Source organism: Lactobacillus xylocopicola (assembly GCF_033096005.1).
Classification (GTDB): domain Bacteria; phylum Bacillota; class Bacilli; order Lactobacillales; family Lactobacillaceae; genus Lactobacillus; species Lactobacillus xylocopicola.
In genome coordinates this window covers 707,073-733,324 of sequence record NZ_AP026803.1, presented here as the reverse complement: position 1 = coordinate 733,324, position 26,252 = coordinate 707,073, and the positions used below count along the sequence as shown (strand labels likewise).

Sequence of the window (26,252 nt, the reverse complement as noted above, 5' to 3'; positions counted from 1 at the left end):
ATTCTAAAATTTTGCGTGTTCAACAATCGTTTTCACGATCAAGGCGCTGTAATACTTTGATCCAGTCGGCGTGGGATGAGTATTGTCCTCATAGAACCACTGCGGATGTTGGGCTGAGTATTGGTGCCAGTCAATGATCGTCAAGTTTTGATACCGCCGGGCTGCTCGCTCTAACAGGTTGTTAACTTGATTTTGCCACGGCCGATTGGGCACATGCAGATTGACCCAAAAAACCTGCCGCTGGGAGCCCAACAACTTCATTAAATGATCAATATCCGCCATGGAAAAGCTACCGTTGGTACCGAGTCCAATGAGGATATTATCAGCTAGGATATGCTGTGCCTGGTAACTGCTGAACAATTGAGAGGCCATATTTAGCTGCCGTGAGACAGCCGCATCGATTACTGCTTTAGGCATCATCATTGATAAATCGTTGCTTGATCCGGCCATAACCGAATCCCCTACCGCGGTCAAAGAAATTCTCTGACTTAATTGCAGATCGACTTGCGCGATGCCATATTTCACAAACTGTTTGTTTACCGGATGTTTTTTGGCGGCTCGTTGTGCCTCATTAACTAGTTTATGCTTTTTTTGGGCTTTTTTCTTGGCTTTTTTCAACTTTAAAATCAATGCCCGGTTGGTCTTGGCCTGTTGACGCCGGTTGACCCGAATTCGTTGCGCCAGTGGCGTCTTTTCGTAATCTTCGGCCTTGACCGTTGGTGAAACTACAATTGCAACACTACCCACTAGCAAAACAACTACGGCCAGCAAAGTCTGGAGCTTAAGCAAGTAGTTTTTACTCCGGTAGTTGACCACCCTAGCAAAGTACTGCTTGGTTTTTGGCCACGTTACTTTACCAAGTGGCCGCTCAATGTAGCGATAAGCTAGTTCACTTAGAATTAGAATGATGACAATTTCAATAAGATGATATAAGAACACATGATCCGCCATATCAGTTACCTTGTTTTCAAAAAAGATCATCACCGGAAACTGATAGAGGTAAATTTCATAGCTTCTCGAACCCAACCAAGTAAAAACCGGATTGGTCAACCACTTGTTCCAGTGGCTACCAGGGTGCGCAGTAATTCCTACCAAACACGTAGTCAAAACCGTAAACAGCAACATCCCACCAGTGTATGGAAAAGCTGTTTCGGCATTCATGCTTGGACTAAAGAATAAAATAATCATTCCGCTTAAGGCAATCAGACCCACAATATCCAAGAGATAGACATCTCTTGGTTGTATTTTAGTTTTCAGTTTATCTAGAGGCCAAACCGCAGCCATACTAGCACCTAAACCTAGAGCAAAAAAGCGGGTATCCGTGCCGTAATATATCCGGTTAATGTCTGTTCCGCTCCGATACAAAACGGCCATTTCAAGCGCAGAAGCCAGCGACAAAATTAGCAGGGCCCCAAAAATATTTCTTTTCTTTTGACCATACTTGAACAAGAGAAAGATAACCAGCGGCCATAGAAGATAAAATTGTCCGTTAATTGACATTGTCCACAAATGCGTGAACGGGGACTCGTTATAGGCAAACCGGGCAAAGTAACTCTGCCCATTTAGAATTTGCCAAAAGTTATATACATTGAGCAGATTGGCCCCGACAATTTGACCTAATTTTGCCAGCAGATTACGCTGAAACAGCAAAATATATGCCGCAGACAACCATAAGACCGAAATCATTGCCGGATAGAGCTTTTTTAGTCTAGCCCAATAAAATTTTTGATAATCAAAAAAATCAGTTTTGTCAAAGGCCTTTAACATCTGACACGTAACCAAATAACCCGACAAAACGAAAAAAATCGGTACACCAAGATACCCACCAACAAAAGTATCGGGCTCAAGATGATACAAAATCACCCCAACAACTGCCAATGCTCTAAGTCCAGAATATCCCGTAATAAACCGATTTTTTTTCATTTTTCTAACTTTTCTCTTTATTGCACAAATTCAAAATTGAAAGTGCCGATGATTACATCGTCGCCATCAACGGCTCCTTTTTTTCGCAACTCGTTATCGACACCTAAGTTTTTCAACTTGCGGGCAAGCCGGATAACCCCATCTTGGTAATCCAAGTTTGTCCGTTCAACCAGTCTCTCCAGACTGGCACTCTTAACCTCAAAGACGTGGTCAGCAAGCTGGTTAATGGTAAACTCGTGCTTCTTTGGTGCCTGGTACTTGTATTCCTTGACCGTTTGCTTTGGACTTGGCGCAGCCGGTACCTGTTCTTGTTCAACCTGATTAACTAGAGTAGCCGTATCCTGCATCAAGTGATCAACACCTTGGTGCGTAACACTAGAAATTGCATATACCGGCTTGTTTATCCCAGCTTGTTCAAGTTCCTGCTTAAACTCAGCTAGTTTTTCCGCTGAACCCGGCAAGTCAAGCTGGGTGGCAACAATCAACTCGCGGCGCTTTTCCAGATCTGCATCATAGGTCAGCAACTCCTTGCAAATAGCTTGATAGTCGGTCAATGCCTGGCGCCCATTATTGGGATCCATTGACACCAGGTGCAGAATCACCTTGGTTCTTTCAATGTGCCGCAGAAACTGAATGCCCAGACCAACTCCCTGACTTGCACCTTCAATCAGACCAGGTAAATCCGCTAGCGAAAAATCCCGCCCGTCAGGCAAAATAACCATTCCCAAGTTGGGGGTCAGGGTAGTGAAGGAATAGGCTGCTATCTTGGGTTTGGCCTTGGTAACTACCGACAGCAAGGTTGACTTACCCACAGAAGGAAAGCCAACTAAACCGACATCAGCCAAGACTTTCAACTCCAGACGCAAAACCCGATCTTCACCGGGTTCGCCATTTTCGGCAATTTCAGGGGCCGTATTGACGCTAGTCGTAAAATGAATATTTCCACGACCGCCGCGACCGCCACGTGCGACTAGCAATTCCTGCTTATTTTCAGTTAAATCGCCAATTTCTTCATTGGTATCAAAATCATAGACGGTAGTTCCTACCGGCACGCGCAGGTATAAGTCCTTGGCACCGCGCCCATACTGCGACTTAATGCGGCCATTCTCTCCGCTATCAGCTTTAAACTTGCGTCGGTAACGGAAGTCCATTAAGGTTCTTAAACCGCTGTCAGCAACAAAAATAATGCTACCGCCGCGACCACCGTCACCACCAGCCGGACCACCATTAGGAACATATTTTTCATGGCGGAAAGCAACAATGCCGTCCCCACCCTTACCGGCTTGGACTTCAATCTTAGTTTGATCGACAAATGTCGGCATGTAGATTCTCCTTCCGTCTTCTCTAACCTTAATACTATACCATAAAAGGCAGTTGATCACCGGTAAAATTAGTTCCTTACAGGGTTAATTTAACCGTCTGCGCCTGCGTGAGCGTCAGCCCTGCTGCACGTAACTCAGCAATTGAGGCCTCCTTAATTTTTTTTAGTGAACCAAACTGGCGCAGCAACTTATTCCGACTCTTGGGACCAATTCCCTTAACCAGATCTAATTTGCTCGACAAGGCATTTTTGGCATGCGTACGTCGGTGAAAAGTGATTGCAAAGCGGTGAACCTCGTCCTGAATCCGGGTCATCAGATAAAAACCCTGGGACTTGGGATCAAGCGGGATCAACTTCATGGGCAGACCGTTAAGCGGATCACCAAAGAGCAAATGGTTGGTCCGGTGCTTATCATCTTTAACCATGCCAGCCACGGGAATATTAAGATTTAACTCATTACGCAAAACATCCTCGCAGGCATCCACTTGTATCTGCCCCCCATCCATCAAAATCAGATCAGGCAATTCTTGGTGCTCACGTAAGAGCCGACTGTAACGCCGACGTACAACTTCACGGGTGTTTTTTACTTCATCGCCCCCGTTTTGATGCTCGACCTCACCTTTCAGCTTATACTTACGATAAGAATTCTTATCCGGTTCGCCATCCCTAAAAACAACCAGGGCAGAAACCGGATCAGTCCCCTGAATATGTGAATGGTCAAAACTTTCAATTACCTGACCATAGGGCAAGCCCAAGGCTGCAAAAATTTCTTGCTGCGCACCTTTAGTCTTGCGGTTCCCCAATTCAAGGAGCCGGAACTTGTCATCGAGCTTGAGCTTGGCATTTTCCTTGGCCATCTCTAGTAGGGACCGCTTCTGGCCCCGCTTGGGTGTTCTCACCGGTACCTTTAATACTTCACTTAAGGCCTCATTATCTAGTCCAGCCGGTACTAGGACTTCTTTAGGCAGGACCCGATTCCTCTGCCCGTAAAATTGCGCAATAAAAGCGGCAAAACTATTTTCTGGATCATTAGTGTCAGTCAACGGGTATATCTTGGTTTCACGTCTAAGCAGCTTAGCCTGCCGCAAAAAGAAAATTTGCACAGAAATCCAGGATTTATCGACATAAAAGTTGAAAATGTCACGCTGGGTACTGTCATTAGAGATGATTTTTTGCTTTTCGACCGTTTCCTCAATGTAGTTGAGCTGGTCACGCAGCTCTGCTGCCCGCTCAAATTCCAGTTTTTGGGCCGCAAGCCCCATTTTTTGCTTCAAGTCCTGCTTAACCCAAGCAATATCACCATTCAAAAAACTCTTGATTTTTTTGATTTGAGCCTCATATTCCGCCTTGGGCACGGTCTTAAAGCAGGCCCCCAAGCACTGGCCCATATGATAGTATAGACATGGGCGGCCCTGCTTGCCATTACACCGCCGCAAGGGAAAAACTTTTTGGATAAACTTCAGTGTCGCTTGGGCGGCATAAACATTAGGGTAAGGACCAAAGTAATAACCTCCGTCTTTGCGCACAATACTAGTTAACTTAGACTGCGGATCACGCTCATTCGTTATCTCAATATAGGGATAGCCAGTGCCCTGCTTAAGCTGGACATTATAGTAAGGCTGGTACTTTTTGATTAAAGTAACTTCTAATAAAAAAGATTCCTTATCAGTAGAAACAGTAATGATGTCATAATCACGAATCTCCCGTACCAATTCGGCCCGGCGTCCAACTTGCTTACTTTTAAAGTAGGAACGAACCCGACTCCGTAGATTTTTTGACTTGCCAACGTAAATTACCTTACTGTTAACATCCTTCATTAAGTAACAACCAGGTTTAGCCGGTAGCAACTTCAACTTATTTTCAATTAACGCACTTGCCAAAAAATCACCTCCCCAAATTTGCTTTATCAATTCTAACATAAAATACCGGCAAATAATTCACTCTGAGCTTACTAAACACTCTATCATCGGGGGCGAGTAAAGTTTCCCTGGCCTAGCGGAACATTTTTGCTTATAATGAATAAAAACGAAAGGAAGCAGAAAAATGGGTTTAACTTTCAAAAAACAAGATGACTTAGAAAAATTATTTGACAAATTTGCCACAGTTCCGGATGATAAAAAGAAAAAGCGGAATAGCAAAAATCCCGATCAGAACAAGGCAGAAAATAAAGATAAATAAAAATGACTCTGATGTAAGAGTCATTTTTATTTTACAATCTTTGCTCAATCCACGACCAAGCTTCATCCACATGGGTCTTTTTAACCGAGCTGTAGGTCAGAACTTCAACGTTATCGTATGACAAGTTAAGTTTCTGCTTCAAAGTCGCCAGAACCTTATTCTCTTGGCTCTTCTTGACCTTATCAATTTTAGTGCAAACAACCAAAATTGGTAAGTCCAAGGTCATGGCATAATTGTACATCGTGACATCATCCTTGGTCGGTTCGTGACGGGCATCAACTAATAAGATCAGCCCCCGCAAGTTTGCCCTAGTTTCAAGGTAGTCTTGAATCATCTCACCAAATTTTTGTCGTTGCGTCCGTGAAACTTTCGCATAGCCATATCCAGGCACATCAACTAAGTAAAAGTCCTCATTAACGATATAAAAGTTTAACGTTTGCGTCTTCCCTGGTTGTGACGAGGTGCGCGCCAAGTTCTTTCGCTTAAGCAGTGAGTTAATCAAGCTAGACTTGCCAACGTTGGAGCGACCAGCAAGGGCAATTTCAGGGAGGTTATCCTCCGGATATTGCTTGACAGTGACGGCACTAATGGCATAATCGCTACTCTTAATGATCATTTGCAGCCCTAACCTCTTCATCAGCTTCTTCCGCAGATGCCTGATATGTTAGCTCTGGATCAGCCTGCTCGTCAATTACCGCTTTAGTAACCTCAACCTTTTCAATATTGGGTTCACTTGGGGTTTTATACATAATTCCCATCATGGCGTTCTCAATAATAGACCGCAGTCCTCTAGCTCCCATATTGCGCTCAATTGCCAGATCCGCAATGGCCGTTAGCGCTGCGGGCGCAAAGTCTAGTTCAACTTGATCAAGCGCCAGCAACTTTTGATATTGCTTAACTAGAGCGTTCTTGGGTTCTGTTAAAATTCTGACTAAATCCGCGCTCTCAAGTTTATTAAGCGTAGCAATAATTGGAATCCGGCCAATAAATTCCGGAATCAGCCCAAACTTAACCAGATCACCGGTCGTTAGTTGCTCAATCCAGTCATCATCTTGCACTTGGTTTTTATTAGTGGCACCGAAGCCGATTACTTTTTTACCTAAGCGCGTTTTAACAATCTGCTCAATCCCGTCAAACGCACCACCAACAATAAATAAAATATTGGTCGTATCAAGCTGGATTAGCTCCTGTTGGGGGTGCTTACGTCCGCCCTGTGGTGGAACTGAAGCAGTAGTTCCCTCCAGGATTTTCAACAGTGACTGCTGGACACCTTCACCCGAAACATCACGAGTGATTGAAACATTTTCTGCTTTTTTGGAAATCTTATCAATTTCATCGATATAGACAATTCCCCGCTCAGCCCTTTCAATGTCGTAATCGGCATTTTGCAGCAGTTTAAGCAAGATATTTTCAACATCTTCACCGACATAGCCAGCCTCAGTTAAAGTTGTGGCGTCGGCAATTGCAAAGGGCACGTCGAGGATACGGGCTAGCGTCTGAGCTAGGTAAGTCTTACCAGAACCAGTCGGCCCAAGCAAGGCGATGTTTGACTTCTGCAACTCCGTTGTTGAATCAATATCCATCTGGCTGATTCGTTTGTAATGATTGTATACCGCAACTGACAGGACCTTTTTAGCCCGTTCCTGACCAATCACATATTGGTCGAGCTCTTGCTTGATTTCCATTGGTTTAGGCAAGTCCTTGGCCTTTTTGAGTGAGTCAGACTTCAACTCATCATCAATTATTTTTTTGGATAAAGCAACACATTCATTGCAAATATAAACCCCATTGCCTGCGATCATCTTCTTAACTTGATCTTGTGTTTTATCACAAAAAGAGCATTTTATTTCTTCTTGATCAGTAAACTGTGATGCCATTATATTCCTCCTCATATCTTCAGATTTAAGGTTATCATAATTAGCGCCAGTCTTTGAATTATTTGCTTATAAAAATAAAAAGGTGGGCAAAACCACCTTTTTAAGTTTAATTTTTATTCTTTAAGCCCTATTTTTGGTCAGCCTTTTCAGTCTCTTCTTTGGACTTGGTCTTAGGCTTTGACTTAGCAACTTGCTTAGCATTGTCCGCAACTAGTTCAACGGCCTTACGCACGTTGATATCATGCTCAAGCATGTCATCAGACAAAGTACTACGAACAGTCTTTTCATCCATGTTGTATTCACTTGCCAGATTCTTGATCTCACTGTCGATTTCTTCCTTCGAAGCCTTGATCTTTTCCTGCTTGACAATTGCTTCAAGAACTAAATTAGTCTTAACTCGCTCTGCCGCATCTTGGCTGAATTGAGCCCGCAATTGGTCTTCAGTCGTATTCGTTAGCTTATAGTAAGTCTCTGGACTGATTCCTTGGCGTTGCATGTTACCCAGGTATTGATTCATTTGGGTGTTAACATCTTCTTGAATCATTACATCAGGAATTTCGTTAATTTCAGCATTAGCTACTGCGCCTTCAATTGCGGCTTGTTCTAGTGCATCTTTAGCAGCTTCTTCCTTTTTAGCCTTTAAGTCCTTCTTGATCTTTTCTTTCAATTCATCAAGCGTTTCAACTGAATCGTCGATGTCTTTAGCAAATTCATCATCAAGCTTTGGTAACTGCTTGGACTTAACCTCGTGCAACTTGGTTGCAAAGTGAGCTTCCTTGCCCGCTAAGTCTTTTGCACCATAATCGGCCGGGAAAGTTACAAGTACATCAATGTCATCGCCTGCCTTGTGACCAATTAACTGATCTTCAAAACCTGGAATGAAGGTATTAGAGCCCAGTTCTAAAGCATAGTCCTCAGCCGAACCACCATCAAAAGCTTTACCATCAACTGTTCCTTTGTAGTCAATCGTTACGGTGTCGCCCTTTACTGCTGCCGCTTTTTTCAATACTAGCTCAGCGTTCTTTTCACGGTCCTGCTCAAGTTCTGCGTCAACATCCTTTGCGTAAACGCGGGTGTTTTGCTTAGGCACCTCAATGCCCTTATAGTCGCCCAGTTTAACTTCTGGCTCAATGCTGACGGTAGCCTTCATGGTCCAATCCTTACCTTTTTCCATCGTTACTGGCAAGACTTGGGGTTGACCCACTGCTGCAATTCCTGCTTCTTTAATAGCAGCGGAATAGGCACTAGGCAAGACGATGTTCAAGGCATCCTCGTACAGTGATTCTTCTCCGTAATATTGGTCAAAGATCACCCGGGAAACATGACCCTTTCTAAATCCCGGGACACGCAAATTACTCTTTACTCTTTTAAACGCTTGGTCCAAGCCCTGCTTAACTTCGGCTTGTGAAATATCAAAAGTAAGTTCACCGGTAGTCTCAGCGGTTTTATTCCATTTTACAGACATTAATTAAATACCTCCAATGTCAAGTTTAACTGCATCATTGCATACTAAATAATCTTACATTAAACGCTCGCAAAAAACAAATTTAGGCAAAAAAAGATGTACTTCTATGAAGAAGTACATCTTTTTAAACTGTTTCTTTACGAACTAGTCAAGGATTTCAGTAACCTGACCAGCACCAACAGTACGACCACCTTCACGGATAGTGAACTTAGTACCCTTTTCAATGGCAGCTGGTTTAATCAAGTCAACAGTAAATTCTGTATTATCGCCAGGCATAACCATTTCAGTACCTTCTGGTAATTCAATTTCACCAGTAATATCAGTAGTGTGGAAATAGAATTGTGGACGGTAATCGGAGAAGAATGGAGTGTGACGTCCACCTTCTTCCTTCTTCAAGACATAAACTTGACCCTTAAACTTGTTGTGAGTTTGAATTGAGCCAGGTTCAGCCAAAACTTGTCCACGGAAAACTTGGTCACGGTCGATACCACGAAGCAAGACACCAACGTTATCGCCGGCCTCACCTGAGTCTAAGGTCTTGTGGAACATTTCCAAACCAGTAACAACTGACTTGAGCACCTTTTCCATTAAACCAACAACTTCAACTTCGTCGCCAACCTTCACTGTACCACGGTCGATACGACCAGAAGCAACAGTACCACGACCAGTAATAGTGAAGACATCTTCAACTGGCATTAAGAATGGCTTGTCAGTTTGACGTTCTGGAGTTGGGATGTATTCATCAACTGTATCCATCAACTTCATGATGACATCTTGTTGTTCCTTATCACCTTGCAGTGCTTTCAAAGCTGAACCGCGGATAACTGGAACATCATCACCTGGGTAATCGTATTCACTTAACAAGTCACGAACTTCCATTTCAACTAAGTCAATCAACTCTGGGTCATCAACTAAGTCAGTCTTGTTTAAGAAGACAATGATGTAGTCAACACCAACTTGACGAGCAAGTAAGATGTGTTCACGGGTTTGTGGCATTGGACCATCAGTTGCAGCAACAACTAAGATCGCACCATCCATTTGGGCAGCACCGGTAATCATGTTCTTGATATAGTCGGCGTGACCTGGAGCGTCCATGTGGGCGTAGTGACGTTTTTCAGTCTCATATTCCACGTGGGCGGTATTGATAGTAATACCACGTTCCTTCTCTTCTGGCGCAGCATCGATATCTGAGTAATCTTCAGCCTTAGCCAAACCTTTTTCTGATAAAACTTTAGTAATCGCCGCGGTTAAAGTGGTCTTACCATGGTCAACGTGACCGATAGTACCAATGTTTACGTGTGGCTTTGTTCTAACGTAATGTTCTTTTTCTGCCATTAAAATGACCCTCCTGTAAATTTGCAAGAAGTCCGTTGAGTAAGTAACGGATAGTTCTCTGTTGAATATTGTACTACTTTCATTGGCAAATGCCTAGTATTTTCATGCGTAGCGCCATGCCTAATGAAAACGTCCTTTGATATTATACTAAATAGCCTCAAAAAGTAAAGCCCCTTTGACCAAATTATTTCGGTAAATATTGGTCAATTTTTTCAAACAGCTCTTGATTGCCTTGCCCATCGTGTTTTTCAAGATATGAAGCAATATCTCTGGCGAAACTATCAGGTTCATCCACATACTGGTCAAGCTTAGGATAGAGGCTACCTAAAATCAGGTTAACTTCACCTAAGACGGCCGGGATCTGGCTGGGCCGGTGATAGTAGCGTGACCCAATACCGTAAATCACTTCCCGATAGATTGGATTCTTTTCTAAGAGACTGGTCTGCTTAGGAATAAAGGTTGCTACATCCCCTAACACCAGTACCTTGACTTGGTCCGCAACTCCCAAGCGGATTAAATCTTCACAAAGAGCAAGCCGCACCGCAAAACTCAAACTTGGATCAATTAACAAGCTTTGTGCAAAACTTTTAAAATTAGCTTCGTCTAATTTTAATAATTGCTGGTAGTCATACTGGGTGGGCTGCGTTTTTTGTTTGAAAGTCCGCATAATTTCCTGCTGGACGCTAGGAGTAGCAGCAGACACCGCAATTACAACTGCACCTTGACTTAGGTTCTCCAGTTGACGTGCTTCAATTAAAAAATGGTTAGCTTGCAATATTTTGCTATAAGTGGCCAGAATCGCCTGGTCCGAAAACAAATCCTTTTCTTCTTTAATCAGACTGTAGGCGGCATTTGCCTGCTGGTTTTTGAGATACAAGTCGCAGAGCCGCAAAGTGACTTCCTGACTATATTCTCCCTGCTGCGCTTCCTCGACGTTTTGAATCGCGGTCAGAAGATCACCTTGGCGTTCGTTTTTTTGCGCTAAGTTAAGCAGGTTTTGCTGACTTAATGAGGTCATTTTAGCTAGTCTTTCTTAACAATCCGTTGACCGGCCTTGTTGACGTCTACTGCGCGGCGATCGCTGTCGTTTCCACTAGCATTTTTAGTGTTGCGATTTTGCATCGCCCGGTGCCGATTTTGGTTTACTTCCATTACGACTGGTAAGACAACTGGGCGTCGGTTGGTTTTGCGATACAAAAACCGTTCCAAGTCATTGCGCACGTCTTGTTTAATTTCCGTCCAATCAAACTTTTTATGTTCAAAGTTGTTCTTAATCGTATTCTTGATGAGTTCAATACTGTCAGCCATCAACTGCCGGTTGGCCTTGATGTACACAAACCCGCGGCTAGTAACTTGGGGCTGGGCAATGATTTTTTTCTTGCGCCGATCAATTGTGACAACAGCAATAAAAATACCATCGTCTGAAAGAACTTCTCGATCGCGTAAAACGATATTGCCAACGTCCCCAATGCCAGAGCCATCAATCATGATATCCTCTCCCGGAACAGGGGCAGTCAAGTAAAACTGCTTTTGCTGGAAATCATAATTAAGGCAATCACCATTCTTGGTAATAAAAATATTTTCTTTTTTAAGGCCGGCCCTGATGGCCAGATCACGGTGAACTTCAAGCAGCCGGTACTCCCCAATTACGGGAATCAAAAACTGCGGTTTCAAAATATCAATTAGCAGCTGTAAGTCACGGCCGGTGGCATGACCACTAGTGTTCTTGGCCCGGCCTAATTCAATTACCGTACCGCCAGCACTGTATACTAGATCACTAGTCTGAGCAACCATCGTTTCGACCGAATGTGATGGCGTGGTCGCAATGAAGACCAAGTCACCCTCGTGGATCGTAATCATACTGTGGCTCTTCTTGGCCATTTTTTGTAGGGAATTCAGCGGCTCACCCATCTGGCCCGTTTCTAAAATAACTGTCTTGTGGTCAGGCGTCTCTTTTAAGTCCTTAACCCGCAACAACAATCCTTTAGGTACTTGCAAGTAGCCGAGGTCCATTGCGGTACGAACAATTTTAGCAACATCCCGGCCCGTCAGTAGCACTCTTCTGCCCGTATGATGAGCAGCATTCAGTACTTCCTGAATTCTCATTAAGTTCGACGCCTTGGCTGCGACAATTACGCGGCCCGCAGCATTACGAAAAACGTTGGTAACATAGTCACCAATTTCCTGCTCAGCAACATTGGGCAAAACGGCTTCGGCGTTGGAAGAGTCACTTAGTAACGCCAACACCTTTTTTTGTGAAATTTCGGCTAACCGATCCAAATCAGTGCGGTACTTTGGTGCAGCAGACGGGTCAAACTTAAAGTCACCAGTATAAACCACTTCGCCTGCAGGAGTATGAACATCGATACCTAAAGAATCAGGGATTGAATGTGTCGTCTGAAAGAAAGAAATGTCCGCATGCTTAAATTCAATTTCGGTGTCCGCATCAATCACATGGAATAAACTATTTTTTATTTTTTTGTTCTCCCGCTTCACGGTAATTTTAGCTAGCTCAACCGTCAACTGCGAACCAAAAACCGGGATATCATACTGGCGTAATATATAAGGCAACGCACCAATAGAGTCTGCATGCCCGTGCGTCAAAAAGATGCCAACAACCTGATCGCCATATTCCTCGTAAAATTCAAGGTCGGGAATTACCAAATCGATGCCAAACAAGGTGCTATCAGGGTATTTAAGCCCGGCATCAAGCACAAAAATTTCGTCATTAACTTGAACGGCGAACATATCTTTTCCTTGTTCCCGAACACCACTCAAAATCATTATTTTAACTTGATCAGTCATTATTTTTCCTTTTCTATCTTGCTATTCAGTTATTATTTTATGGATCAGTACGATCACAACGTCAAAAGTATCTGCTTCCATTCTAGCATAAAAAGCAATAATGAGAAAAACAAAAAGCCAGTTCATAATTCGAACTGACTTTTGCAATATTGAAGCTGTAACTACCGGCGCAGGCCTAATTTTTTAATTAAGTCACGGTAACGATTAATGTCATTATCCTGCAAGTAGCGCAGTAAGTTACGACGGTGACCGATCTTCTTTAACAAACCAACGTATGAGTGGTGGTCATGTGAATGATTCCGCATGTGCTCAGTTAAATTGTTAATATCCGTAGTCAAAATTGCAACTTGAACTTCGGTTGAACCAGTATCACCCTCGTGAGTTGCATACTTTTTGATGATTTCATCTTTTTCAGCTTTTGAAATAGCCATATTCTATTCACCTTTCACTTAAATAATTGCCGTTAACAACGTTAACCGTCAGGTGTGAGCGGACAAACAGCGTTAACGGTTCACAACAATAGTATGATACAGATTATTTTTTTAAAAAGCAAGTGCAAATTACCTTGCATCTGATATTATTCTTCAGTATAATCTATTAAGTGAATTTATATCAATTGGAGGTGAATTTTATGCCACAAATCAAATCAGCGATTAAACGTGTCAAAACTCAAGATGCTGCTAGAAAGCGCAATGCTGCTCAAATGAACCAGTTAAGAACGACGATTAAGAAGTTCAAGACGGCTCAAGCTGCTGGTGCCGAAGACGCCTCCGAATTACATGTTGCTGCTGCCCGCGCACTGGACAAGGCTGCTTCTAAAGGTCTTATCCACAAAAACAAGGCTAGCCGTGACAAAAGCCGTTTAGCTAAATTAGCAAAATAATTTGACTAACAAATCAAGTAAAAAAGGCAAGAATGATTTCATTCTTGCCTTTTTTAGACGCTTAAAACAAATAATTGTAAAAAGTTGCTGTCGCGATATTGGCCGCTTTTATAGCCAAAGTCCAGCTTGATAGCTTGTTCTAGCAAAGTCGCTAACTTTGCCACGGAAAGGCCATTTTGCAGACTTAACTTTACCCGGTATGGGTGAACGCCTAGCTCCTTAGTGATTTGGCCTTCACTTCTGCCCCGCGCTTGCAGGATTTTGACTACCAAAATCAATTCCAGCTGATTTTCAAAAACAGCTAGTAATTGCGCTGGATTACTGCCTTCTTGCAGCTGATTTTCCAACCGCTCCACGGCCTCTTGGTAGTTATGCTTAAGTGCTGCTTCCAAGATTGCAAAGACATTTTGAGCCATGGACAAGTCAACGTTTCGCTTTACCGCCTCCACCGAAATTTGTCCATCAACCGCAAGCATCTTTAATTTCTGCAAGTTGCTCAGCACGGTATCTAGAATATGGTCACTGCGCTCTAGTAATAATTGCAGGGCCGGACCGGGGAGTTGATAACCCTCAGCCGCAATTAGCTGCCTAGTCACCTTCTCTACTTCATAGGGCTTAACGTGCGTATCAACCACATTAAACTGCCGCAAAACTGTTTTAGTCAACTTCTTCCGCCGGTCGATCTTTTCATCTGAAGCTACGAGCACAATAATGTCTTCCAAGCGATCACTATTAGCCAAAATACGTTCCAGTTGAGCCAGCTGCTGCTGATATTTTTGGGCTACCCGGGCGGTCAAAAAAAACGGATGCTTGACTGTGATAACCTTTTGATCGCTGAACAGGCTTGACTCTGTTAGGTCAGCAATTAATTCAGCCAGCCCATCACTCTCACAATCGACCGTCACGTGGTCCAACTTCGCAAAGGTTTTTTCACGGGTATAAGATCGGGCTAGATAATCATTTAGAAAGTCATCGTCCCCCGTAATCAAAGTATGGGAATTATTGCTGTTAGTATTTTTAAATAAAGAAAGTAGCGTCATTTTTTTATCACCGGCAAAAAATAGTTAAATTGCGGTCGCATTAGTGGACCATAAGTCCAAGTTATCATACCACAATCCTGGGTTGAAACCCACGGAATGTGGTAGCTCTGCAAAGTTGCCAATGTTTCTGGGTGCGGATGACCGAACCGGTTGTTACGCCCAGCGGAGATAAAAACTAAGTCGGGCTGCAAATTTTGCAAGAAGTCAGGATTCGACGCCGTCCGGCTACCATGGTGGCCCAGCTTAAAGTAATTCACAGCCAAGCCATACTTGGTCATGATCTCCTGTTCACCGGCTTGCCCCAAATCACCAGTGAACAGCCAGGTTTTGTTGGCCAGTTTAAACATTAGTGACAATGAGTCTTCATTTTCGCCGCGGCCCGGCTTTAAGGGATAGACCACGTTAAAGTGCACCTGTGGCTCAATTACCTGCTTACCAGCTAGCAACTGGACTAGCTGGTTATTCCTAACTTTGCCGGCAATCCGTTTACGAAATGACGGATTATTAATTAAGCCAGCTGCCATATACAATTTTCCCACCTTGACCTGCTCTAGTAGCGGCCCCAAATCGCCGACATGGTCAGCATCCTGGTGTGAAACAAAGATGCCATCAATCTTACTTATGCCCTGGGCTTTAAGCAGGGGGACGGTGATCTGGTTAACCTGCGGAGTAATCTTACGCTTACCAAAATTCAAGCGACCGCCCACATCAATCAGGTAGACCCGCCGCGGAAACGGCGTCGTTACCAAGATGCTATCGCCTTGCCCGACATCAATGAAAGTAACTTGCCCAGTCAAAGGAAAATGTATCAGAGCAAAGAAAATTACATACATGAATAAGATAACTTTCATCAAGCGCTGACGCAGCCGCTTAGTCAGCCCTTGATCATTAACCAAAAGCAGCCAAATTGCGGTTAGCGCAAGCAAAAGCAGACACTGCCACCAATTGATTTTTCCAAAAGTTAATAGACCTAGGCGGGTTGCCGAAAGTTTGCCAATTAATCCTTCACTTATCACCAAAACATCTTCAAAAAATAATGCAACATTTGGGATAGTTGCAAAAACAACTAAATTGATAACTGTCACTGGCATGACTACCCAATTAAAATAGGGCACTACTAACAAGTTAAAAAAGATGGTTAAAACATTAAATTGAAAAAAATATAAGAGCAAGAGCGGCGTTAATAAAAAATTCAAAGCCAGCGACCGCTTAAAGCTTGTCATTTGACTGGTTAATTCTAGGCCCAGGGCCAAGACATAACTTAACAAGGCACCAAGACCCAATAGCAAACGTGGATTTAAAGCCAAGTGGAGCAAGCAAGCCAGGCCTAGCAAGTCAAAGTGAGCCAGCCGGACTCCCTTAAACTTAAATACTTTTCCTAAAAAATAAGTCAAACTAGCCCGAATAAAACCCGCCTGGCCGTTACTCAGCAGGATACCCAGGATGAGGACCACCAGACAACAGCCGAAGGCTTCTTCTTCGGTTAATTTCAAGTAAGAACAGATAATACTGATTACCAAGGTATAAATGCCAACATGCAGGCCCGAAATGCTAAGAATGTGAATAACCCCCAGATTGCGGTAATTATCCAAAATCACCTGACTGTCACGCGTCAAACTTTCGCCTAAAAATAATTCACTGCTGAAAAAGCCTAAAATTTTAGGCATTTGGCTAAAATAAGACTGTAGCGCAAAGCGCCAGTGGTGTACGTGGTCTGCTATTCCGCCGGCTCGAATTCTCATCTGGCAAGTTTTTAGCTTTACCTGCTGCCAAATATTTTTACTAGCATAATACTGCTGGGAATTAAATTGGCCGTAGTTAGTCGCGGGCGCAATCGGTTCCACTTCTCCCTCCAAAGCGGTCAATACTAGCAAGTGGCCTTGGTTGATTTGTTGCTTTTGCTTTTTGGTTACAGTGGCTGAAACCAGTATCTTACCGTCTTTAACTTGGCCCACACCAGACAACCAGTCGCCATCAACTTTGACCTGGTCAGGATAGAGCATAATGGTTGTAGTGGGATTAATGACGAAGTTAGTGCGGCGGTGTTGCAGCTGGCCCACCAGCAGGGCAAGTAGCAAAAAAAGCCCCACCAGCCATTTCAAGTTGGCATACTTACGCAGACAAAGTATTAACAAGTATAAACCGAACCCCAGGCACAGCAGCCGCTGCCCCCAGCTTGTGCATTTATAGGCAAACAGACTCAAATCAGCCAAGAGCAAAGCGAGGATTAAGCAAAAACCTGGCTGAAATATATCAGACTTCCAGTTGGTCTTTAAGGGCCGCAAAGGTCTTGTCCCCAATTCCTGAAACTTGCTTTAAATCAGTGATTTTTTTAAAGTGACCATTCTTTTGCCGGTAGGCGATAATTTGCGCCGCCTTTTTTTCACCGATTCCGCTTAGTTTTTGTAAGTCTTGCGCACTAGCCGTGTTAAGGTTGATCTTACCAGCAGTTTGACCACCAGATTCAGCTGTTGCTGCCGTTTCTCCACCACTACCGCCTACTGAAGTAACAATCTCCGTCGCCTTGATCCGCTCCCCCCGATAAGGAATATGAATCTTGTCCTGATCTTTGAGCACCAGCGCACGATTGACCTCTTTTAACCGAGCATTAGCTGCTGGTCCACCCGCTGCCTCAAGGAGCTCCTGCAAACGCGCCCCATTTTTCAACGTGTAAACCCCCTGGTGTTTAACGGCACCTGAAATATCACAGGTTACTTCCTGCGTCTTACTTTCTGCCTGGTCAGACTTATTTTCTTGATCGGAAGATGCTTTTTTTGCAGGACGTTCTTGCGAGTTCGCTGTGAACTCGCTGACTGTACCCTTATCCTGGTCGCGATCGTGCTTGAACCAAAAAAAGAGGCCCAGCAGCACTATTCCCAGCACCAGGTAACGCTTGTGGTCGATTGCCGATTGTTTGATTTTTTCCCAATCCATTCAATATCACCTCACTATTAGATACGTAAAAAGCCCAGAAATTTTTCTGGGCTTTTCCTGTTTTATTTAATAGGTATTGCGTAAGTAATTGAGTGCATCTTCAAAGCTTCTGACCGGGACAACCTTCATCTTGCTACCAATCTGCTTGGCAGTTTGCTTGGCCACAACGTAGTTACTACCCTGCTTTTTTAGCTCCGCCGTATCAGTTGGGGCAAAAAAGACTTCTGCTCCTGCCTCATCAGCAGCTACTACTTTCTTATCGACACCGCCAATAGCACCCACCTTACCGTCTGCTGAGATGGTTCCCGTACCGGCTACCTTGTGTCCCTTAGCCAGGTTCTGCTTAGTAAAGACCTGATAGCTGGTCAACGTGAACATTAGACCAGCAGATGGGCCGCCAATATCTTCAGCATCAATTTTTAGTTCCGGATGCGTAGTTACCTTTACTCGTTCCACTAGCTGAATACCAATTCCAGGTTTGCCAGTTCCGTCCACCTTGACGGCTTTTCCGGCAATTGTCAACTTCTTGCTGCCGCGCAAGACATCGATCTTCAGCTTGTCATTAAGCGACTTCTGCCGGAAATAGGTGGTCATTTCTTTAGTAGAATGAAATTTATGACCATCCGCTCCTAAGACCGTATCTCCCATTCGGAGCTTGCCGCGAAAGCTTGAGCTTTTTTGCACATCCATGACATAGACGCCTTCATAACTCAACTTAGCCTTTATGCCTGCTTTTTTAGCAGCATAGTAAATAGCATTTTGTTGGCTAGTTTCCATATACCACTTTTGTAATTCCTGATATTGCCGGTTGGTCGTTGTTCCCAATAGCTGGGACTTGTGAATACGCGTAGCATATTGGTCGGTATAACTCTGTAGTAATTCTGCAACTGAGGCCGGTTGACTGGTTTCACTAACTGTTACCAAATAAAAATTATTAGGTACCCGGTCCTTACTTTTAACAAATTGACTAATGGGAACAGCATCACCTGGTGTGTCAATATAATAATCGGTCGGCCAACTCATTCCAATTGCCAGCAGGATAATAGCCCCAATTGCCAACAGCCAATTACGGGCAAGCCTATGACTTTTGTTGTCTTGTTTTGCACTTTTCATCGGTTACCCAACTTTTCCTTCACTGCCGCAGCCGCCATAGCTGGCAGAAAAGAACTTACCTCGCCGCCAAAATGTGCCACTTCTTTGATTACGCTTGAGGCAACGAAACTGTCTTGGGGGCGCGTAAAGAGCAGAACCGTCTCAACTTCCGGGGCAAGTTCTTTATTCATCGCAGCAATTTGTTGCTCGTATAAAAAATCCTGATCATTACGCACGCCGCGCACAATTGCTGTTGCTTGCAGATCACGTGCTGTTTGAATAGTCAATTCGTCAGGTCGCTTAACCACCTCAACTTTAGGTAGCTCACGCAGGGCATCCTGAACAAATTGCATCCGCTCTTCAACTGTAAACAAATAGCTTTTAGCCGTATTGGTCATGACGGCTACAATCACTTTGTCAAAAATTCTAGCTGCTTGGCGAACAACTTCAACGTGTCCCTTAGTAATCGGGTCAAAAGAACCTGGGAATAATGCTGTGTTCATCAACTTTCCTTTCGATAAAAACGAATAATTGTCTTGCCCAAGTGGTGGTCACCAAACTTAACAAAGCCTTCTACTTCACCTAAAGCAGTTGCTTCATCGGTTTCTGCAACAATTATTGCCCCTTGGTTTAATAGTCTTCGATCAAGCATTGCTTTCATGTCTGCAGCAATCCGCTGCTTGGCATAAGGCGGATCCAAAAAGACCAAATCAAACTTCATTTCACTGTGGTCAAACTTCTTTAAGGCCGCCTGGCTTGACAGCTTAAGGACATCGAACCGGCCTTCCTCCTTGGTTAAAGCCACATTCTTGCGAATGATTGTGATGGCCTGATAGTTGATATCAACAATCATGGCATGGTCATAACCGCGTGAGACCGCCTCAATGGCTAGAGCTCCACTACCACCGTATAAGTCGAGTACCTGCCCGCCACTGAAGAACTGTCCCAAGCTATTAAACAGGGATTCCTTGACCTTGTCACTGGTTGGTCTGGTCTTCTGGCTCTTTAAAGTGAACAAGTTACGCTTGGCATACTTTCCTGCAATAATTCTCATGCGATGTGGTCCGTGTTCTTTTCCTGGCTACCCTGCAATTTTTGTTCAGCTTCCTGGGCCAGGGTCGTAATCTGTTCCTCAATGTGGCTACTTGACAAATCTACCTCATCACTGACCGCTTTTTCAGCCTGATCAACAAAATTAAGCCGGTTTAGTTGCTCAATAACCTGATCTAGCTCCTCTTGGTCAACATACAAAATGCAGTAACCCATTTTCTTTGAAAAGTAAACAATGTCACCGTAACGACGTAATTTGTATTGGTTGCTAACCGAATTGAGGTAGACAACCACACCCTGCCGTTTAGTCAATGTGGTATCCACTAAATCTTGGTTGATACTCATTCCAGAACCTCCTCTTCTTTCTTTATTCTTTCGTTTGCTGAAACATTCAGAACCAGACCGACAGACGCAGATAAAACAATTAGGGATGACCCACCATATGAGATGAAGGGCAAAGTAACTCCCGTAATCGGCAACAGTCCCAAGACTGCACCGATATTGAATAACGCTTCTGTAAAAATAATGGTCGTCACGCCAAAACAAAGTAAGGCATTAAACTGTGAACTAGCATGAACGCCAACTTCCATGATGCTCCAGATCAAGTAAAACAACAGTCCGACAACCACAATTGCGCCAATTACCCCCAGTTCTTCAGCAATTACCGCTAAAATGAAGTCGGTGTACGGTTCAGGTAAGTATCCTCGCTTCTGCATACTGTTACCAAGGCCAACACCAAACAAACCGCCATTGTGAATAGCGTAATAGGAGTTAACCAGTTGCGCCCCTCCCTTCCGCTCTAACTCGAAAGGGTGCATAAAGGACATCAATCGCTGGAATTGGTAGTTCTTTTGCAAAAAATCTGGGTTCCACTTAATAATTAGCACAACCACTAAAAAAACGATTAAGCCCATACTAATCAGACAGAACAAGGCTTTTCTAGCCGGAATACCAGAGACCGCAAACATGACTACCACGATCATGCCGAGAATGGCTGTACCACCAAAATCGGGCTCGACTATCACTAACAGCATCATGACGATTGCCAAAACAGCTGGGCGCGAAAGCTTATTAATGATATTGTTGCCCCGACTTAGGGAAGCATCATGCCGGTCTAAAAAGTAAGCAAGATAAATAACTAGTGCAAGCTTGGCAATTTCCAACGGCTGAATTTTAATCACTTTCAGGTCAATCCAACCAACCGCACCGTTAACCGCAGCAGCAGAACCCTTGAAAATTTTTAAAACAATGAGGTAGAGTAGCAATAACATGCTAACCCCTAAGAACCAGGCAACAAACTTGGTATTTTTAAAAACGGCCAGCCGCAAAGCAAAGACCGTAAGTGCAACTAGTAGAGCAAACACGGCGTAATAGGCCTGGCGCACGCCATAAGCCGACGGCTTAAAGCCATTGACGAGCAGAATGTCGGAGCTAGCCGAATAAACCATGATGATCCCTAAGACAACCAATAGTAGGTATGGTACCAAAATCTTATAATTCAGATAGTGTAATTTTTGTCGCACAGGTAGCCCTCTCCCTTTTGAGTATACATATTACCTATTATAAAACAAAAAAGGCCTCACTTCATCAGTGAGTGCCATTTTTAATTATATTACTTATTGCCGGTTACGTTTTTTGTCAGCTTTTTGCCGTTCTGAAGTATTCAAAATCTTCTTGCGCAAGCGAACAGACTCAGGAGTTACTTCACAAAATTCATCATCATTTAAGAACTCAATTGCTTCTTCTAAAGTCAAAGTCTTGGGGGTCCTAATTGCGGCGGCATGGTCCTTACCAGCTGCCCGCGTGTTAGTCAAGTTCTTCCCTTTAATCACGTTTACGGCGATGTCTCGGTCACGAGAAGACTGACCAACAATCATGCCCTCGTATACTTCAACACCTGCCCCAATAAACAGCTCGCCGCGTTGCTCAACTGTCTGCAGTGAGTAAGTAGTCGACTTACCCTGGCTAATCGCAACTAAAGCCCCGTTTTGACGACCTGGCTCCCAGTTCTTAACCACCGACTTGTATGAGTCGAAGCTGTGGTTCATAATGCCGTAACCACCCGTTTGGGACATAAACTCATTATTGTAACCAATTAAGCCACGAGATGGTACGAGGAAGTCCAACCGTGTTTGGTTATTACCCGTTGACGCCATGTTCTTCATCTCACCCTTACGCTGCGACAGTGCATCGATTACAGAACCAACATACTCATCAGGAGTATCAACCTGAACCGCTTCATACGGTTCACACATTTGACCATCAATTTCACGATAGATAACCTTAGGCCGCGATAATTGCATTTCAAAGCCTTCACGGCGTAACTCTTCAACTAGAATCGATAAGTGGAGTTCCCCACGTCCAGAAACTGTCCATGAATTCAACTGATCAGTCGCTTCAACTTTCAAAGAAACATCGGTTCTGGTCTGTCTAATCAGCCGGTCTTCCAGTTTCTTAGGTGTTACCTTATCTCCCTCACGTCCCGCAAAAGGTGAGTCATTAGCCGCAAAGTCCATTTGCAAGGTTGGTGGATCAATCTTTAAAAATGGCAATGCTTCTGGAGCTTCAGCCGAGGCGATCGTTTCACCAACAAAAATATCGTTAATTCCGCTAATTGCAATAATATCACCGGCCTTAGCTTCAGTAATCTCATTACGCTTCAAGCCAAAGAACCCAAAGAGCTTGGTCACCCGGAAGTTTTGCGAAGAACCATCACGCTTCATCACCGTAATGTTGTCACCAACTTTAACCTGGCCGCGGTATACACGTCCAACTCCGATACGACCAACATAGTCATCCCAATCGAGCATGGTGATTTGGAATTGGAGCGGTTCGTCAACGTTATCAATTGGCGCCGGAATTGCTTTAATGATTGTGTCAAAAATTGGATCCATCGTTTCTGTTTGCTTGCTTGGATCTGCATCGTAAGAAGAAGTTCCATTCAAAGCAGAAGTATAAACTACTGGAAAGTCGAGTTGTTCATCATTGGCACCAAGCTCAATGAATAACTCCAGCACTTCGTCAAGGACTTCCTTAGGACGGGCACCCGGACGGTCAATCTTATTAATCACCACAATTGGTTTAACACCGGCCTCTAGCGCCTTTTTCAAGACGAAACGAGTTTGCGGCATCGTACCTTCATAGGCATCAACCAGCAAGAGCGCCCCATCAACCATGTGCATGATTCGTTCAACCTCACCACCGAAGTCGGCATGTCCAGGGGTATCCAAGATGTTGATGGTCGTATCGCCATACTTCACCGCCGTATTCTTGGATAAAATAGTAATACCACGCTCACGCTCAATGTCATTTGAGTCCATTGCCCGGTCTTCGATTGACATGTGTTCAGGCAAAGTGTCAGATTGCTTCAATAATTGGTTAACCAAGGTCGTTTTACCATGGTCAACGTGCGCTATGATAGCTATATTCCTAATATCGTCTCTTCTTTTTTCTGACAAAAGTTTTCCTCCTCCACTCCTCAATAAAAAAACTGTGACGCTGTCACAGTTTCGGCGGCATGTAAAACATGCTAATCGAAGTGTATCTTATCTGTATATTTACGCTCATTGATTTTACCACCATAACCACATACGGGTCAATGGTTATCCTTGCTTCAAATTAAAAATTTAGTTAATGGAATAAATAGCAGACAATTTACCAACTTATGGTTAAAATAAAGAGAACAATTTTTATTGAAAGAGTGAATGTAATTGATTTTAATGAAAGATATTACGCGCGACGGCAATCCCGTCCTGCGCAAAGTAGCCCAGCCGCTGTCCTTTCCACTGAGCGACCACTACCAAAAACTGGCGACTGAGATGATGGAGTACCTGATTAACTCCCAAGACCCTGAAATAGCTAAAAAACACCAACTACGAGCTGGTGTGGGCCTAGCTGCTCCGCAAGTCGGCGAGAGCGTGCAAATGGCAGCTCTTTTGGTGCCTAACAATGAAGGTGAAATTGTCTTCCAAGACACCTTTGTTAATCCAGAAATCTTATCCGAGTCGGTGCGTCAAGCTTGCCTGAGCGAGGGCGAAGGCTGCCTGAGTGTTGACAAGGTGATCGATGGTTATGTTATGCGTCCGGATAAGTTGAAAATCCACTATTACACAATCGACGGTGTCGAAAAAACCATTCGTTTGAAAGATTATCCTGCAATTGTAGCTTCACACGAAATCGAGCACTTGCGCGGCCACCTCTTCTATGATCGAATTAACCAGCAAGATCCATTCAAGCTGGATGAAGATGCCGTGGTTATCTATTAACTTCCCCAATTAGCCACCTTAGGGTCGGCTTTTTTTCGTCGGACTAGCTGACTTGTTTCTATACTTGAAATAACAATTATGGTAGAATTATTTTTAACTGTTGGACGCCTGCGGCGATCCAAAAAGAACGTTTTTATAACTGAATAAGGAGAATACAAATATGATCTACAAAGTTTTGTATCAAAAAGACAGAATTGTCAATCCTCGCCGAGAGACAACTCAAACTCTCTACATAGAGGCCGAAAGTATTGTTACCGCTAGAACCTTGGTTGAACAGAACACCCCCTACAATATCGAACTCATCCAAGAATTAGCTGGAAATTCCCTAAAATATGAACAAGACCACGCCGATTTTAAATTGACGTCTTTTACTAGTAAAGAAGCAAAATAAGTGCGTATTAAAAATAATGAAGTTGCCGTTGTTGCAATCGGGGGGTTGCATGAAATCGGCCGCAACATGTACTGTGTTCAGTACCAAGATGAAATTATTATTATGGACTGCGGGATTAAATTTCCGGAAGATGAACTGCTTGGCATCAATTATGTCATTTCGGATTATTCCTACCTGGTCAAAAATCGCCAAAAAATCAAGGCTTTAGTTGTTAGTCACGGGCACGAAGACCATATCGGCGGCATTCCCTTCTTACTTGAAAAGATTCCGGAAATTCCAGTTTATGCGACCCCATATGCCCTTGCGCTCATTAAAGGAAAACTTGATGAACATGGCATTTTACGGACCACTGAATTACATGAAGAACACGAAGACACGGTCCTTAAGTTTAAAAAACTGACGGTTTCCTTCTTCAGAACTACCCACTCAATTCCAGATACATTAGGTATTGCGGTTCACACCCCACTTGGTGCGGTAGTCTTCACGGGCGACTTTAAGTTTGACCTGACACCAGTTATGAACCAGCCGGCACCTGACTTTCAGCGAATTGCTAAATTAGGTGAAGAGGGCGTCTTAGCGCTTTTATCGGATTCAACTAATGCGGAAGTCGCACAGTTCACTAAGTCCGAACGCTTCGTTGCCAAGTCTCTCCATGACATTATTACTGGTATTCATGGCCGCATCATCTTTGCCACTTTTGCCTCTAACCTATACCGGGTATCAACAGCCATTCAGGCGGCAATTAACACTGGCAGAAAGGTGGCAATCTTTGGCCGGAGCATGGAAAATGGGGTCCAAAATGGGATTGACCTAGGCTATCTCAACGTACCCGAAGGTCTGATTGTTGACGCCAACGAGATCAACCACACTCCAGCCGATCAGGTAATGATTTTATGTACTGGATCTCAGGGTGAACCGTTGGCTGCGCTCTCGCGCATTGCAAGTGGAACCCACCGGCAAATCAGCCTACAACCAGATGATACCGTGATTTTTTCATCTAATCCGATTCCAGGCAACACCTTGAGTGTTAACCATGTCATCAACAAGTTGATGGAGGGTGGAGCAAATGTTATCCATGGTCGGGTCAATAACGTCCATACCTCTGGACATGGTGGTCAAGAAGAACTAAAAATGATGGTTAGACTGACTAAGCCGCAATACATGATTCCAGTCCACGGTGAGTACCGGATGCAGGTCATTCATACTCAACTGGCTCAAGCCGCTGGCGTCCCTGCCGACCACACTTTTGTCTTAGAAAACGGTGAAGTAATTTGCTTTGGCCCCGAGGGATCACGCATTGCGGGCCATATTCCAGTTGACGATGTGTACGTTGATACTTCTGGTACAGCTGATGTCGGTAACGTAGTGGTCCACGATCGGCAAGTCCTTTCAGAAGATGGTCTAGTCGTAATTGTCGCAACTGTTGACTACAAGCATAAACGCGTTTTAGCTGGTCCCGATGTCTTGAGTCGTGGCTTTGTCTATATGCGTGAATCGACCGAGCTGATTAGCCAAGCTCAAAAACACATCTACCACATTTTGAAAACTGAGATGGACAAGACAGATAACCCCAAAGACAGCGTTATTCGCAAATCCATCGCCGAAAACCTATCCGATTTCTTGTATTCAAAAACTAAACGGCGACCAATGGTTTTACCCATGTTAGTCGAAAAGAAATAAATAAAGCCCCAGC

General features: G+C 43.9%; 24 protein-coding genes. 5 read left to right on the top strand and 19 right to left on the bottom strand.

Going from position 1 to position 26,252, the window contains the following annotated elements; genetic code table 11:
• Window positions 1-3: 3 nt before the first annotated feature.
• The 3 genes from R8389_RS03745 to uvrC form a co-directional block, all read right to left on the bottom strand.
• Entirely contained in the window at window positions 4-1,923 is a 1,920-nt protein-coding gene (locus tag R8389_RS03745; protein WP_317638145.1) for an acyltransferase family protein, read from the bottom strand.
• Between the two features lie 17 nt (window positions 1,924-1,940).
• Window positions 1,941-3,245, bottom strand: a complete 1,305-nt coding sequence (gene obgE, locus R8389_RS03740; RefSeq protein ID WP_317638144.1) for a GTPase ObgE — start codon at window positions 3,243-3,245, stop codon at window positions 1,941-1,943.
• Between the two features lie 76 nt (window positions 3,246-3,321).
• Window positions 3,322-5,124, bottom strand: a complete 1,803-nt coding sequence (uvrC, locus tag R8389_RS03735; protein ID WP_317638143.1) for an excinuclease ABC subunit UvrC — start codon at window positions 5,122-5,124, stop codon at window positions 3,322-3,324.
• A 163-nt stretch (window positions 5,125-5,287) separates the two neighbouring features.
• Between uvrC and R8389_RS03730 the strand changes: the two genes are divergently transcribed.
• Window positions 5,288-5,422: an SPJ_0845 family protein gene (locus R8389_RS03730; protein ID WP_317638142.1), complete on the top strand. Its 135-nt coding sequence runs from the start codon at window positions 5,288-5,290 to the stop codon at window positions 5,420-5,422.
• A 31-nt stretch (window positions 5,423-5,453) separates the two neighbouring features.
• Here the strand turns inward: R8389_RS03730 and yihA are convergent, their stop codons facing one another.
• The 7 genes from yihA to rpsO all read right to left on the bottom strand — a co-directional run bounded on the left by yihA (window position 5,454) and on the right by rpsO (window position 13,335).
• Window positions 5,454-6,038, bottom strand: a complete 585-nt coding sequence (yihA, locus tag R8389_RS03725; protein ID WP_317638244.1) for a ribosome biogenesis GTP-binding protein YihA/YsxC — start codon at window positions 6,036-6,038, stop codon at window positions 5,454-5,456.
• On the bottom strand, window positions 6,028-7,299 hold the full coding sequence (gene clpX / locus R8389_RS03720) for an ATP-dependent Clp protease ATP-binding subunit ClpX (protein WP_317638141.1): 1,272 nt from the start codon (window positions 7,297-7,299) through the stop codon (window positions 6,028-6,030). Before clpX ends, yihA begins: the two co-directional genes overlap by 11 nt.
• Before the next feature lie 127 nt (window positions 7,300-7,426).
• Complete coding sequence (gene tig / locus R8389_RS03715; protein ID WP_317638139.1) at window positions 7,427-8,764, bottom strand: trigger factor; 1,338 nt, start codon at window positions 8,762-8,764, stop codon at window positions 7,427-7,429.
• 144 nt (window positions 8,765-8,908) lie between these two features.
• Complete coding sequence (gene tuf / locus R8389_RS03710; protein WP_317638138.1) at window positions 8,909-10,099, bottom strand: elongation factor Tu; 1,191 nt, start codon at window positions 10,097-10,099, stop codon at window positions 8,909-8,911.
• A gap of 184 nt (window positions 10,100-10,283) precedes the next feature.
• Window positions 10,284-11,117, bottom strand: a complete 834-nt coding sequence (locus R8389_RS03705; protein WP_317638137.1) for a tetratricopeptide repeat protein — start codon at window positions 11,115-11,117, stop codon at window positions 10,284-10,286.
• 5 nt (window positions 11,118-11,122) lie between these two features.
• Window positions 11,123-12,904 carry a ribonuclease J gene (locus R8389_RS03700; protein WP_317638136.1) on the bottom strand — a complete coding sequence of 594 codons (1,782 nt, stop codon included), beginning with the start codon at window positions 12,902-12,904 and terminating at the stop codon, window positions 11,123-11,125.
• A 161-nt stretch (window positions 12,905-13,065) separates the two neighbouring features.
• Window positions 13,066-13,335, bottom strand: coding sequence for a 30S ribosomal protein S15 (gene rpsO / locus R8389_RS03695; RefSeq protein WP_317638135.1), 270 nt, complete (start codon window positions 13,333-13,335; stop codon window positions 13,066-13,068).
• Window positions 13,336-13,535: 200 nt separating this feature from the next.
• Between rpsO and rpsT the strand changes: the two genes are divergently transcribed.
• The gene (gene rpsT, locus R8389_RS03690; RefSeq protein WP_317638134.1) at window positions 13,536-13,787 is read left to right on the top strand and encodes a 30S ribosomal protein S20; all 252 of its coding nucleotides are present in this window, start codon (window positions 13,536-13,538) and stop codon (window positions 13,785-13,787) included.
• 53 nt (window positions 13,788-13,840) lie between these two features.
• Here the strand turns inward: rpsT and holA are convergent, their stop codons facing one another.
• The 9 genes from holA to typA all read right to left on the bottom strand — a co-directional run bounded on the left by holA (window position 13,841) and on the right by typA (window position 23,361).
• Entirely contained in the window at window positions 13,841-14,827 is a 987-nt protein-coding gene (holA, locus tag R8389_RS03685) for a DNA polymerase III subunit delta (protein ID WP_317638133.1), read from the bottom strand.
• The gene (locus R8389_RS03680; RefSeq protein WP_317638132.1) at window positions 14,824-17,112 is read right to left on the bottom strand and encodes a DNA internalization-related competence protein ComEC/Rec2; all 2,289 of its coding nucleotides are present in this window, start codon (window positions 17,110-17,112) and stop codon (window positions 14,824-14,826) included. Before R8389_RS03680 ends, holA begins: the two co-directional genes overlap by 4 nt.
• Window positions 17,081-17,761, bottom strand: coding sequence for a ComEA family DNA-binding protein (locus R8389_RS03675; protein ID WP_317638131.1), 681 nt, complete (start codon window positions 17,759-17,761; stop codon window positions 17,081-17,083). The genes R8389_RS03680 and R8389_RS03675 overlap by 32 nt, the downstream gene beginning before the upstream one ends.
• Window positions 17,762-17,827: 66 nt before the next feature.
• Complete coding sequence (locus R8389_RS03670; RefSeq protein ID WP_317638130.1) at window positions 17,828-18,874, bottom strand: SepM family pheromone-processing serine protease; 1,047 nt, start codon at window positions 18,872-18,874, stop codon at window positions 17,828-17,830.
• A complete protein-coding gene (gene coaD / locus R8389_RS03665; RefSeq protein ID WP_317638129.1) occupies window positions 18,871-19,356 on the bottom strand; it encodes a pantetheine-phosphate adenylyltransferase in 486 nt (161 codons plus the stop codon). Before coaD ends, R8389_RS03670 begins: the two co-directional genes overlap by 4 nt.
• Window positions 19,356-19,907: a 16S rRNA (guanine(966)-N(2))-methyltransferase RsmD gene (rsmD, locus tag R8389_RS03660; RefSeq protein WP_317638128.1), complete on the bottom strand. Its 552-nt coding sequence runs from the start codon at window positions 19,905-19,907 to the stop codon at window positions 19,356-19,358. The genes coaD and rsmD overlap by 1 nt, the downstream gene beginning before the upstream one ends.
• Window positions 19,904-20,248, bottom strand: a complete 345-nt coding sequence (locus tag R8389_RS03655; protein ID WP_317638127.1) for a YlbG family protein — start codon at window positions 20,246-20,248, stop codon at window positions 19,904-19,906. The genes rsmD and R8389_RS03655 overlap by 4 nt, the downstream gene beginning before the upstream one ends.
• Window positions 20,245-21,426, bottom strand: a complete 1,182-nt coding sequence (locus R8389_RS03650) for an FtsW/RodA/SpoVE family cell cycle protein (protein ID WP_317638126.1) — start codon at window positions 21,424-21,426, stop codon at window positions 20,245-20,247. The genes R8389_RS03655 and R8389_RS03650 overlap by 4 nt, the downstream gene beginning before the upstream one ends.
• 93 nt (window positions 21,427-21,519) lie before the next feature.
• Entirely contained in the window at window positions 21,520-23,361 is a 1,842-nt protein-coding gene (typA, locus tag R8389_RS03645; RefSeq protein ID WP_317638125.1) for a translational GTPase TypA, read from the bottom strand.
• Window positions 23,362-23,613: 252 nt separating this feature from the next.
• On the opposite strand from typA, the gene def reads away from it, so the two are divergent.
• From def to rnjA, 3 genes are all read left to right on the top strand, one after another.
• Window positions 23,614-24,168, top strand: a complete 555-nt coding sequence (gene def / locus R8389_RS03640) for a peptide deformylase (protein WP_317638124.1) — start codon at window positions 23,614-23,616, stop codon at window positions 24,166-24,168.
• A gap of 160 nt (window positions 24,169-24,328) precedes the next feature.
• Entirely contained in the window at window positions 24,329-24,559 is a 231-nt protein-coding gene (locus R8389_RS03635) for a DNA-dependent RNA polymerase subunit epsilon (RefSeq protein WP_317638123.1), read from the top strand.
• Window positions 24,560-26,239 (top strand): ribonuclease J1, encoded by a 1,680-nt coding sequence (rnjA, locus tag R8389_RS03630; protein WP_317638122.1) that lies wholly within the window; start codon window positions 24,560-24,562, stop codon window positions 26,237-26,239.
• Window positions 26,240-26,252: the final 13 nt, after the last annotated feature.

What these genes read in the sequence shown, in the direction of transcription:
- clpX (WP_317638141.1), bottom strand. Translation starts at nt 7,299, where the DNA reads ATGGCATCACAGTTTACTGATCAAGAAGAAATAAAATGCTCTTTTTGT.
- tuf (WP_317638138.1), bottom strand. Translation starts at nt 10,099, where the DNA reads ATGGCAGAAAAAGAACATTACGTTAGAACAAAGCCACACGTAAACATT.
- R8389_RS03700 (WP_317638136.1), bottom strand. Translation starts at nt 12,904, where the DNA reads ATGACTGATCAAGTTAAAATAATGATTTTGAGTGGTGTTCGGGAACAA.
- R8389_RS03745 (WP_317638145.1), bottom strand. Translation starts at nt 1,923, where the DNA reads ATGAAAAAAAATCGGTTTATTACGGGATATTCTGGACTTAGAGCATTG.
- obgE (WP_317638144.1), bottom strand. Translation starts at nt 3,245, where the DNA reads ATGCCGACATTTGTCGATCAAACTAAGATTGAAGTCCAAGCCGGTAAG.
- yihA (WP_317638244.1), bottom strand. Translation starts at nt 6,038, where the DNA reads ATGATCATTAAGAGTAGCGATTATGCCATTAGTGCCGTCACTGTCAAG.
- rpsO (WP_317638135.1), bottom strand. Translation starts at nt 13,335, where the DNA reads ATGGCTATTTCAAAAGCTGAAAAAGATGAAATCATCAAAAAGTATGCA.
- R8389_RS03635 (WP_317638123.1), top strand. Translation starts at nt 24,329, where the DNA reads ATGATCTACAAAGTTTTGTATCAAAAAGACAGAATTGTCAATCCTCGC.
- R8389_RS03705 (WP_317638137.1), bottom strand. Translation starts at nt 11,117, where the DNA reads ATGACCTCATTAAGTCAGCAAAACCTGCTTAACTTAGCGCAAAAAAAC.
- rsmD (WP_317638128.1), bottom strand. Translation starts at nt 19,907, where the DNA reads ATGAGAATTATTGCAGGAAAGTATGCCAAGCGTAACTTGTTCACTTTA.
- rpsT (WP_317638134.1), top strand. Translation starts at nt 13,536, where the DNA reads ATGCCACAAATCAAATCAGCGATTAAACGTGTCAAAACTCAAGATGCT.
- R8389_RS03730 (WP_317638142.1), top strand. Translation starts at nt 5,288, where the DNA reads ATGGGTTTAACTTTCAAAAAACAAGATGACTTAGAAAAATTATTTGAC.
- coaD (WP_317638129.1), bottom strand. Translation starts at nt 19,356, where the DNA reads ATGAACACAGCATTATTCCCAGGTTCTTTTGACCCGATTACTAAGGGA.
- holA (WP_317638133.1), bottom strand. Translation starts at nt 14,827, where the DNA reads ATGACGCTACTTTCTTTATTTAAAAATACTAACAGCAATAATTCCCAT.
- R8389_RS03675 (WP_317638131.1), bottom strand. Translation starts at nt 17,761, where the DNA reads ATGGATTGGGAAAAAATCAAACAATCGGCAATCGACCACAAGCGTTAC.
- R8389_RS03655 (WP_317638127.1), bottom strand. Translation starts at nt 20,248, where the DNA reads ATGAGTATCAACCAAGATTTAGTGGATACCACATTGACTAAACGGCAG.
- R8389_RS03670 (WP_317638130.1), bottom strand. Translation starts at nt 18,874, where the DNA reads ATGAAAAGTGCAAAACAAGACAACAAAAGTCATAGGCTTGCCCGTAAT.
- tig (WP_317638139.1), bottom strand. Translation starts at nt 8,764, where the DNA reads ATGTCTGTAAAATGGAATAAAACCGCTGAGACTACCGGTGAACTTACT.